Here is a 9,124-nt window from a genome sequence, read left to right as displayed (position 1 = left end):
GCGCCCCCACCCCAGCGCCCGGGCACGACCCCACCCCAGCGCCCGGGCACGACCCCACCCCAGCGCCCTGAGCCTGTCGAAGGGCGAGCCCCGCGCGCCGGCGCCTCACTCCAGCCGGTCGTCCCGGCAGGTCCGCGGCTCGAGGACGGGGGTGCACCGCGCCACCAGGTCACCAGGCAGCGAGACGAAGAAGTCGCTGTCCCAGCGCGCCGCCATCCCGGCGACCGGGAAGTCGGTGGAGACCACCTGGGCGCCGCTGCGCAGGGCGTCCTCCCGCATCTGCGTGTCCCCGGACAGCACGGTGCCCATCGGCACGTCGGAACGGGTCCGCACCAGGTAGCCCTGCCGGACCAGCCCGGCGATCTCCTCGACGTGGCCGCGGGGCTCGTTGCGCTTCATGAACGCCGCCGACGGCGTCCCGGGGGCGGAGTCGGTGAACAGCACCCGGCCCTCGAGGCTGGGGTGGTCCGTCAGGTAGGCGTCGCGGACGGCGTTGGTGTTGTCCATCGCGAACAGCACCTTCCCGCGCGAGGACGCCAGGGTCGGCCAGCCGTGCTGCAGCACCGACTCCTCCAGGGTGAGCCCGGGCCGGCGGACGTCGTCGGGGGTGATCAGCCGGTCGTCGTCGAAGACCGAGCGGATCTCCTCCTCGAGGGTGGCGAAGGTGGACTCGTCCCAGGCGGGGCTCTGCACCCCGCCGAGCGCCTCGAAGCGGTCCTCGCTCGCCTTGAACTCCAGCATGATGACCATCGGCACGTGCCGCGGGTTCGCCGCGGACCAGTCGGCCACCTCCTGCAGGCAGCCGACCAGGGTGGGGCAGGTGGTGCCGTAGTCGGCGTCGACGATGTGGAACACCTTGGTGCCCGGCTGCTGCCAGGCCGGGTCCTCCAGCGGCGGCAGGCCCGCGTTGCGGCGCACCAGCGGGTGGGCGTAGAGACCGCCGTCGGGATCGGGCAGGACGTCCAGCTCGAGCGAGCGCACCTCCTGCTCGGCCAGCTGGTCGGTGAGCGAGGCGTGGGAGTAGAAGAGGTTGGGGTCGGCGCCGGGGTCGACCTCGAGCTGGGCCTCCTGCTCCGCGCCGGAGAGCTCGCGGTGGTAGCTGTTGTGGGTGGCGACCACCTGGAGCTCGTTGATCCGGGTGGCCCGGTCGGTGGACCGGTCGGCGACGGCCGGGCCGGGTGCGGCCTGGGTGGCGAGGGCCGCGGCGACGAGGGCGGTGAGGACGATCGGGGCACGACGGGACATGGGTCCTCCGGGGGTGAGAGAGGGCGGGTCGTCCCCATCGTCACCGGCATGCGGCCCGCCGTCCGCAACAGCGGGGTGAACGTCTGCCGACCTCTGGTGGAACGGTCACGGCCGCCGGATTTGTGCGGCGGCGACGGCCCGCGCTACTCTCTCCTGGTCCTCGCGAGGGGGCACCTCCACGAGGGGCTATGGCGCAGTTGGTAGCGCGCTTCCATGGCATGGAAGAGGTCAGGGGTTCGAATCCCCTTAGCTCCACTTCTCCGAAGATCGAACGGCCCCGTCTGATGACGGGGCTTTTTCGTGTCCGCCCGCCGCTCGCCGTCATGCTCGATCGCGAGTCCAGCGTCCTGTCCGTCCAGGTGCGCGGAACATCGTGAACGGGAGATCGACGGACCCACCACCGGGTGGTTGCCCCCGGGCACGAGGAACGTCGCGCCCGGGGCGATGGCGGTCAACCGCCCGATCGCGAGGCGCTGCGGCCCGTAGCGGTACGGAGACGGCGATCGCCGCGACCCGCTCGCACGTCGACCCTCCTGCGAGGATGATCGGCGGCGTGCTCCGGCACCTCTTCGGGGAGACGATGCGCCTCACGCTCGACGGGGTCGCCGGCGCCGAGGACCAGAGGGAGGAGCGGAGGATCGTGGTGGAGGGGATCGATGCCGTGGTGCTCGACGTGCTCGGCACGCTCGTGGACGAGCCCGCAGGGCTGCGCTCGGAGCTGCGCACGGCGATCCCGGGCCTCACGGGAGCCCAGGAGCAGGCGCTCGTGACCCGGTGGCAGGAGTACGTCGCGGCCGAGCAGCGCAAGATGGAGCGTGGGGAACGCTCCTACGCCGTCAGCGACGTGGTCGACGCGGAAGCCGCGCAGCACGTCGTCGACGGCGCAGGCGGCGCAGACCAGCAGCGGGTGGCCCGGCTCGCGACCGCGAGCCACCGCCTGCCGCCCTGGCCCGACAGCGCCGGCGCGTTGGAGGCGTTGTCGGCTCGGGTGCCGGTGGTCGGGCTCTCCAACGCCAGCTCCGGCGCGCTGCTGCGCCTGAGCCACCACGCCGGCCTGCGCTGGCACCAGGTCCTGTCCGGAGAGGCGGTGCGCGCCTACAAGCCGTCGCGCGCGGTCTACCGGTACGCGCTCGACGTGGTGGGATCCCCGCCGGAGCGCGTGCTCATGGTCGCCGCACACGCCTGGGACCTCCGCGCGGCCCAGGCGGCCGGCATGCGGACGGCCTTCATCGACCGTCCCGTCGCCGACGCACCCCTGGACACCGACCACTTCGACCTGCACCTCGACGGGCTCGCCGCCCTCGCCGACGTGCTGGACTCCGGCTCCCGACCGTAGCGGTGCCACTGCTCCCGCCCCAACGAGGCCGGTGCCGTCGGGTCCGGTGCGCGGGTCGACGATCGGCGGGTCGGGGCCCGGACGCCTACCGCGCGAGGTCGCGGCCGGGGTCGCTGAACTGCTCGTGGCCCAGCACCGCCAGCAGCCGGATCTTGTCCTCGGCCTCGCTCCCCGGCCGCGGGGTGAGCACCAGCAGGGCCTGGCCCTGGTCGGCGGTGAAGAGCACCTGGCAGTCGACCTCGATCGCGCCGACCTCGGGGTGCAGCAGCACCTTGGAGTCCTCGAAGCGCCGGGCCGCCTCGTGCCGCTCCCACAGCGCGGTGAACTCGGTCGACTCCGCCAGCAGCGCCCGCACCAGCGCGTCGGCCCGCGACCCGCGTCCGGCCGCACCGTGCGCCACCCGCAGCGTGGCGACCAGGCTGCGGCCCTGCCGCTCGTGGTCCTCCGCCGGGTAGACCGAGCGGACGGTCGGGTCGGTGAACCAGCGGTAGACGTCGGCGCGGGCCAGACCGGTCCGGGTGTCCGGGTCGCCGAAGACGGTCTTCGCCAGCTCGTTGGCGACCAGCGTCTCCCCGAGGGAGGACAGGACCAGCGCCGGGGTGTCGGACAGCCGGTCCAGCACCCGCAGCAGCGCCGGTGCGACGTGGGTGTCCTCGGGGTCGCGCCGGGGGACGTTGTGCCCGGCGAGCCGGAACAGGTGGTCGCGCTCGTCGGCGGTCAGCCGCAGCGCGCGGGCGAGCGCGGCCAGCATCTGCTCCGACGGCTGCGGGCCCCGGCGCTGCTCCAGCCGGATGTAGTAGTCACCCGACATCCCGGTCAGCGCCGCCACCTCCTCCCGCCGCAGCCCGGGGGTGCGCCGCCGGGCTCCCGGCGGCAGCCCGACGTCGACGGGACGCAGCGCCGCGCGACGGCGTCGGAGGAAGTCGGCCAGCCCAGCACGGTCCACGCCCCCATCCTCACCCGCGGGCGTCCGCCCAGCCAGGGACCGCGGGTCCCCCGATCCGCGGTGCTCTCCCGCCCCACGCCCCCGCCGAGCACGGTGGGTGGCATGGACATCACCGGACACACCGTCTTCATCCCCGGCGCCACCTCGGGCATCGGGCTCGCCCTCGCGCTGCGCCTGCAGGCCGGCGGGAGCACCGTCATCATCGGCGGTCGCCGCACCGAGCTGCTCGACCAGCTCGCCGCCGAGCACGGCTTCGACACCGTGCGCATCGACACCGCCGACGCGGCCTCGATCACCGAGGCCACCGCCGAGGTGCTGCGCCGCCACCCCGACCTCGACGTGCTGGTCGCCATGGCGGGCATCATGCGGGTCGAGGACTGGACCAGCCCCGACTTCCTCGCCGACGCCGAGGAGGTCGTCACCACCAACCTGCTCGGCCCGATCCGGCTGGTCGCCGCGCTCACCGAGCACCTGCAGACCCGTCCCGGCGCTGCCATCATCACCGTCTCCTCCGGGCTGGCCCACGTGCCGCTGCGGGTGACCCCGACCTACAACGCCAGCAAGGCCGCCATCCACCAGCTCAGCGAGTCGATCCGGCTGCAGCTCGAGCCCGCCGGCGTGCAGGTCATCGAGATCGTCCCGCCGTCGGTGCGCACCGCGTTGCTGCCGGGGCAGGAGGAGTCGGAGTTCGCGATGCCGCTCGACGAGTTCGCCGACGAGGTGGTGCACCTCCTGCAGACCCAGCCCGAGGCGAGCGAGATCCTCGTCGAGCGGGTGGGCTTCCTCCGCTTCGCCGAGGTGCGCGGCGAGTACTCGCAGGTGGTGGCCGCCCTCAACGCCGCCGACCCGCACGCGCGCTGAGCGCCGGCCCCGCTCAGCCCTGCATCCGCGGGTCCTCGGTGGGGTCGGCGAACGACGGCGGGCAACCCTCGTCGACGGCTTCCGGGCGCAGCTCGAAGTGCCACGGCTCGTTGCCGTAGACCTGGCACAGACCGTGGTCAGCGCCGTGACGTCCCAGCCAGTACGCGGCGTCGGTCGGTCCGATGTCGACGGCATCCCCGGACACGTGCGGGGACGTCTCCGCGGTGGCCACCCACCGTTCCGCCTCCGCTCGTGAGCCGTAGGTCGCCACCGCCTCGGCCAGCAGCTGCTCCTGGTACTCCGCCGAGCGCCAGCCGCTGTTGACGACCAGCACGAGCCCGTCCCCGGCGGCCTCCTCCGACGCCGCCCGCAGGGCCTCGAGCAGGTCCTCGTCGAGGGAGGCGATCCCGGGCAGCTCGTCGTCGGCGACCGTGGCCCCGTCGCGGAGCAGACCGTCGGCCGCGGTGACGACACCGTCGACCTCGGAGGCCGGGACGACCTCACCGCTCGTCGGTGCCCAGCCCGAGACCGACTGGTGGAGCAGTGCGGCGGCCAGGCCGAGGCTGGCCAGCAGCAGGGCGACCGAGGCGGGGCGGACGGTCGCCCGGGCCCGCGGTGCAGGGGCACGGTGCGTGGTGGTCCGGGGTGCGGCAGCGGTTGGCATACCGGCAGCCAAGCCGGGCGGCCGTGGTGGGGGCGTATGCCGTTTCCGCTACACGGGCGATATGCCGGGCCTCCTAGCATCGGGCCATGCGTGTGCTCCTCGTCGAGGACGAACCGGTGCTGGCCCGAGCGGTCCGCGACGGCCTGCGGCTGGAGGCGATCGCGGCCGACGTCGCCGGCGACGGCCACACCGCGCTGGAGCTGCTCGCGGTCAACCGCTACGACATCGCCGTCCTCGACCGTGATGTCCCCGGCCCGTCGGGTGACGAGATCGCCGGGCGGATCGTCGCCTCGGGCAGCGGTCTGCCGATCCTCATGCTCACCGCCGCCGACCGGCTGGACGACAAGGCGTCCGGCTTCGAGCTCGGCGCCGACGACTACCTCACCAAGCCGTTCGAGCTGCGGGAACTGGTGCTGCGGCTGCGGGCGCTGGACCGTCGGCGGGCCCACCACCGTCCGCCGGTGCGGGAGATGCTCGGGCTGCGCCTCGACCCGTTCCGCCGGGAGGTGTACCGCGACGGCCGCTACGTCGGTCTGACCCGCAAGCAGTTCGCGGTGCTGGACGTCCTGATGGCCGCCGAGGGCGGGGTGGTCAGCGCCGAGGAGCTGCTGGAACGCGCCTGGGACGAGAACGCCGACCCCTTCACCAACGCCGTCCGGATCACCGTCTCCGCGCTGCGCCGCCGCCTCGGCGAGCCGTGGCTGATCGCGACCGTGCCCGGGGTCGGGTACCGGATGGGTGTGGTCGACGGGGACGGGCGTGGCTAGGCCACCGGGCACCAGCGTCCGCCTGCGCCTCACCCTCAGCTATGCCGCCCTCGTCCTGGTGGCCGGGGTCGGGTTGATCGCGGTGGTGTGGGTCTTCCTGCTGCGCTACGTGCCCGAGGACGCCGTCGTGCTGCCGGTCGAGCGGGTTCCCGGGGCCGGCCCGGGGAGGCCGGGCGGCACCCTCTTCATCCCGGGTCAGTCGGACCTGTGGGAGGCGTTCGCGCCGAAGGCCGCCCTGATGCTGGCCCTGCTGCTGGTGCTCGGGCTGGTCGGCGGGTGGTTCCTGGCCGGCAGGATGCTGGCCCCGGTGCAGCAGATCGCCGCGGCCACCCGCCGGGCCGGCAGCGGCTCGCTCTCCCACCGGATCGAGCTGCCGGGCCGCCGCGACGAGTTCCGCGAGCTGGCCGACGCCTTCGACGGGATGCTGGCCCGGCTCGAGTCCCACGTCGCCGAGCAGCGCCGCTTCGCCGCCAACGCCTCGCACGAGCTGCGCACCCCGCTGACGATCACCCAGACCCTGCTCGACGTGGCCCGCCGCGACCCCGACCGCGTCACCGGCGAGCTGGTGCAGCTGCTCGCCGACGTCAACACCCGTGCGATCGACCTGACCGAGGCGCTGCTGCTGCTCAGCCGCGCCGAGCAGTCGTCCTCGGCCCGCGAACCGGTCGACCTGTCGCTGGCGGCGGAGGAGGCGGTCGAGACGCTGCTGCCGCTGGCCGAGCGCCGCGGCACCACGCTGGAGGTGGTCGGTGACCGGGCTCCGGTGGTCGGCTCGCCCGCGCTGCTGCTGCAGATGACGACGAACCTCGTGCACAACGCGATCGTCCACAACCTCCCCGAGGGTGGGCGGGTCGCGGTGCGCACCGGCGCCGTCGACGGCGGGGTCGAGCTGACGGTGGAGAACACCGGCGCCGAGCTCCCCGCACCGCTGGTCGGCACCCTCACCGAGCCGTTCCAGCGCGGCGAGGGGCGCACCGCCGGCGACTCCGCCGGGGTGGGCCTGGGGCTGGCGATCGTGCAGACCATCGTCACCGCCCACGACGGCACCCTGACCCTGCGCCCGCGTCCCGGCGGTGGGCTGTGCGTGACGGTGCGGCTCCCCGCCGACCCCGCTCAGAGCGGGCCGAGGACGTCGGCGGGCTCGGCGTCCAGCGCGAGCCCGTCGAGCACGCGGAGCAGCTGGCGCTCCTCGTAGCGGAAGTGGCTCTCCATGATCGCCGCGATCCCCTCCAGGTGCCGGTCGAGCTCGGCGGGGGTGGCCGAGCGGCGCACCGCCTCCTGCAGCCCGGTGAGCAGGTGCGCGATCATCGAGTGGTCCTGCTGCAGGTACCGCAGGGTGCCGGCCAGCTCCGGGTGCGCAGCGGCGATGGCGGGGAACAGCTGGTGGTCCTCGCCGCGGTGGTGGCCGTCCAGCGCGCTGCAGAAGCCGTGGCAGTACAGCAGCAGGTCCCGCGTCGCGGGCTCGACCGGGTCGCCGGCCTCGACCGCCTCCCGGGTCACCCGCAGCGCCTCGCGCAGCCGCTCGTGCACCGCACGCAGCTCCCGGCTCCAAGCCACCAGCCTGCTCTGCTCGCCCTCGATCACGGGAGGGCGGGAGGACGACGTCGTCATCGTCGTGCTCCTTCTCGTCCGGCGCCTCCATGCCTGGCACTGCCTGCCACCGGCACGCGACGCTGCCGGCAGGCTAACGGCAGGCGTCGGGCCGCACCAGCGGGCGGACTAGCCGTTCGACGGCGCGACGTCCGGCACGTCGGTGAGCGCGGCCTTGGCCAGTCGGCTGGGTTCGTCGACGAGGACCTCGGTCCGCCCCGCCTCCACCCCCTCGAGGGACATGGTGGCGACCTCGTCCGCCGTGATCTTGGGTCCGGTGTAGTCCTTGGCGAAATCGGTGTCCACCGCCCCGAAGTGGACGCCCTGCACCAGCACGCCGTGGGGAGCCAGCTCGAGCCGCATGCTGTTGGTGAGGCTCCACTGCGCAGCCTTGGACGCCGCGTAGGCCCCGTTCTGGGGAGGGGAGAACCAGGAGATCGCCGAGACGACGTTCACCAGGGCACCGCGGTGCTCCTTCAGGGAGGAGGCGAAGCTCCGCGCCACGGCCCAGGTGCCGAAGACGTTGGTCTCGAACACCCGGCGGGCGTCCACCATGGATCCCTCGAGGACGCTGCCGAAGACGGCGACACCCGCGTTGTTGATGACCAGGGCCGTGTCCCGGGCGGTCTCCGCTGCGTCCCGGACGGACCCGTGTTCGGTGATGTCCATACGCAGGAGCTCGACCCGCGGGTTCTCCGCCAGCTCGGCGTCGACCGCCTCGGGAGCGCGGACCCCCGCGTAGACCTTCCTCGCCCCGCGTGCCAGCGCTTCGGTGACGAACGCCCGCCCGATACCCCGGTTGGCACCGGTGATGAGCACGGCGCGGTCCTCGATCTGCATGTCTCTCCTTCGTCGAACAAGGGGTGCTTCGTCTCGCGCGGACTACGCTAGAACCTCACATCGGTGTCAGGGGCAAACCGGGATGGAGGCAGATGCGCATCGGGGACCTGGCCAGGGAGACGGGTGCGAGCGTCCGGTCACTGAGGTACTACGAGGAGCAGGGGTTGATCACCGCAGAGCGCACCTCGGGCGGCCAACGCGTGTACGGCGACGCCACGGAGGCCCGCGTCCACCCTGATCCGCAGGCTCTTCGCAGCGGGACTGTCCAGCCGATCCGTCGCGGTGGTCCTGCCGTGCGAGGACACCCGGATGGTCACGGTCGGCATGGTGGAGGAGATCCAGCGCCAGCACGCCCGGCTGTCGGCGAAGATCGAGGAGCTCCACGCCGCGAAGGACCAGCTCGACGGGATCCTCGCCGAGGTCCGCGCTGAGGTCGCGACGCACTGACCCGTCCTCTGCTGGTGCATGCGCCGTCCACCCCGCCGCCTCCGGCCCGCCCGGTCCGGCGGGTGCGCCACAATCGGCTCCCGACGGGGTGGTCGACGGGAGCGGGAGCATGCGGGTACTGGTGGCGCCGGACAAGTTCAAGGGGACGCTGACGGGTCGGCAGGCCGGGGAGGCCATCGCCGCCGGGCTGCGCCGGGCCCGCCCGGACGCCGAGGTGGTCGTGCTGCCCATCGCCGACGGCGGCGAGGGCACCCTGGAGGCGGCCGTCTCCGCCGGTGCCGAGCTGCGACGCGCCGAGGTCCGCGGACCGCTCGAGGGCACCGTGACCGCCGGCTGGGCGCTCTTCGAGGACGGCCGCGCCGTGGTCGAGACGGCCCTGGCCAGCGGTCTGGCCCTGGTCGACCCCGACCCGCGCACCGCGGCCGCCG

Annotated in this window: 11 protein-coding genes, 1 tRNA gene and 1 pseudogene; 8 read left to right on the top strand and 5 right to left on the bottom strand. The window is 73.8% G+C overall.

Features of this window, described 5'->3' with window-relative positions:
- Positions 1-105: 105 nt before the first annotated feature.
- Entirely contained in the window at positions 106-1,245 is a 1,140-nt protein-coding gene (locus DVA66_RS13250; RefSeq protein WP_114560512.1) for a phosphatidylinositol-specific phospholipase C1-like protein, read from the bottom strand.
- 182 nt (positions 1,246-1,427) lie between these two features.
- Between DVA66_RS13250 and DVA66_RS13245 the strand changes: the two genes are divergently transcribed.
- Positions 1,428-1,500 (top strand) — tRNA-Ala (locus tag DVA66_RS13245).
- Positions 1,501-1,798: 298 nt separating this feature from the next.
- Complete coding sequence (locus DVA66_RS13240) at positions 1,799-2,581, top strand: haloacid dehalogenase type II (RefSeq protein ID WP_232821946.1); 783 nt, start codon at positions 1,799-1,801, stop codon at positions 2,579-2,581.
- Positions 2,582-2,666: 85 nt separating this feature from the next.
- Here DVA66_RS13240 and DVA66_RS13235 read toward each other — a convergent pair whose 3' ends face one another.
- Positions 2,667-3,527 (bottom strand): helix-turn-helix transcriptional regulator, encoded by an 861-nt coding sequence (locus DVA66_RS13235; protein ID WP_114560511.1) that lies wholly within the window; start codon positions 3,525-3,527, stop codon positions 2,667-2,669.
- A 102-nt stretch (positions 3,528-3,629) separates the two neighbouring features.
- Between DVA66_RS13235 and DVA66_RS13230 the strand changes: the two genes are divergently transcribed.
- Positions 3,630-4,388: an SDR family oxidoreductase gene (locus DVA66_RS13230; protein ID WP_114560510.1), complete on the top strand. Its 759-nt coding sequence runs from the start codon at positions 3,630-3,632 to the stop codon at positions 4,386-4,388.
- Between the two features lie 13 nt (positions 4,389-4,401).
- Here DVA66_RS13230 and DVA66_RS13225 read toward each other — a convergent pair whose 3' ends face one another.
- Positions 4,402-5,052 (bottom strand): M15 family metallopeptidase, encoded by a 651-nt coding sequence (locus tag DVA66_RS13225; protein WP_114560509.1) that lies wholly within the window; start codon positions 5,050-5,052, stop codon positions 4,402-4,404.
- Between the two features lie 86 nt (positions 5,053-5,138).
- Here DVA66_RS13225 and DVA66_RS13220 point away from each other — a divergent pair, with 86 nt between their 5' ends.
- A complete protein-coding gene (locus DVA66_RS13220; RefSeq protein ID WP_114560508.1) occupies positions 5,139-5,819 on the top strand; it encodes a response regulator transcription factor in 681 nt (226 codons plus the stop codon).
- Positions 5,812-7,014, top strand: a complete 1,203-nt coding sequence (locus DVA66_RS13215) for a sensor histidine kinase (RefSeq protein WP_114560507.1) — start codon at positions 5,812-5,814, stop codon at positions 7,012-7,014. The genes DVA66_RS13220 and DVA66_RS13215 overlap by 8 nt, the downstream gene beginning before the upstream one ends.
- On the opposite strand, the gene DVA66_RS13210 is transcribed toward DVA66_RS13215, so the two are convergent.
- Both DVA66_RS13210 and DVA66_RS13205 read right to left on the bottom strand, forming a co-directional pair.
- Positions 6,933-7,430, bottom strand: a complete 498-nt coding sequence (locus DVA66_RS13210) for a hemerythrin domain-containing protein (protein ID WP_232821945.1) — start codon at positions 7,428-7,430, stop codon at positions 6,933-6,935. The two genes, DVA66_RS13215 and DVA66_RS13210, sit on opposite strands and share 82 nt — an antisense overlap.
- A 108-nt stretch (positions 7,431-7,538) precedes the next feature.
- Positions 7,539-8,249, bottom strand: coding sequence for an SDR family oxidoreductase (locus DVA66_RS13205; RefSeq protein ID WP_114560505.1), 711 nt, complete (start codon positions 8,247-8,249; stop codon positions 7,539-7,541).
- Positions 8,250-8,341: 92 nt separating this feature from the next.
- Here DVA66_RS13205 and DVA66_RS21680 point away from each other — a divergent pair.
- The 3 genes and pseudogenes from DVA66_RS21680 to DVA66_RS13195 form a co-directional block, all read left to right on the top strand.
- Positions 8,342-8,416, top strand: a pseudogene (locus DVA66_RS21680) (MerR family DNA-binding transcriptional regulator); the annotation flags it as partial.
- Positions 8,417-8,558: 142 nt separating this feature from the next.
- Positions 8,559-8,696 (top strand): hypothetical protein, encoded by a 138-nt coding sequence (locus DVA66_RS21675; protein ID WP_232821947.1) that lies wholly within the window; start codon positions 8,559-8,561, stop codon positions 8,694-8,696.
- 109 nt (positions 8,697-8,805) lie between these two features.
- On the top strand, positions 8,806-9,124 hold a 319-nt coding region (locus tag DVA66_RS13195), incomplete at its 3' end, for a glycerate kinase (RefSeq protein WP_198671740.1).

Origin of the sequence: Desertihabitans aurantiacus (assembly GCF_003344635.1) — a bacterium.
Taxonomy (GTDB): domain Bacteria; phylum Actinomycetota; class Actinomycetes; order Propionibacteriales; family Propionibacteriaceae; genus Desertihabitans; species Desertihabitans aurantiacus.
This window is presented reverse-complemented; position numbering and strand designations above follow the sequence as displayed.

What these genes read in the sequence shown, in the direction of transcription:
- DVA66_RS13230 (WP_114560510.1), top strand. Translation starts at nt 3,630, where the DNA reads ATGGACATCACCGGACACACCGTCTTCATCCCCGGCGCCACCTCGGGC.
- DVA66_RS13220 (WP_114560508.1), top strand. Translation starts at nt 5,139, where the DNA reads ATGCGTGTGCTCCTCGTCGAGGACGAACCGGTGCTGGCCCGAGCGGTC.
- DVA66_RS13205 (WP_114560505.1), bottom strand. Translation starts at nt 8,249, where the DNA reads ATGCAGATCGAGGACCGCGCCGTGCTCATCACCGGTGCCAACCGGGGT.
- DVA66_RS13250 (WP_114560512.1), bottom strand. Translation starts at nt 1,245, where the DNA reads ATGTCCCGTCGTGCCCCGATCGTCCTCACCGCCCTCGTCGCCGCGGCC.
- DVA66_RS21675 (WP_232821947.1), top strand. Translation starts at nt 8,559, where the DNA reads ATGGTCACGGTCGGCATGGTGGAGGAGATCCAGCGCCAGCACGCCCGG.
- DVA66_RS13210 (WP_232821945.1), bottom strand. Translation starts at nt 7,430, where the DNA reads ATGACGACGTCGTCCTCCCGCCCTCCCGTGATCGAGGGCGAGCAGAGC.
- DVA66_RS13225 (WP_114560509.1), bottom strand. Translation starts at nt 5,052, where the DNA reads ATGCCAACCGCTGCCGCACCCCGGACCACCACGCACCGTGCCCCTGCA.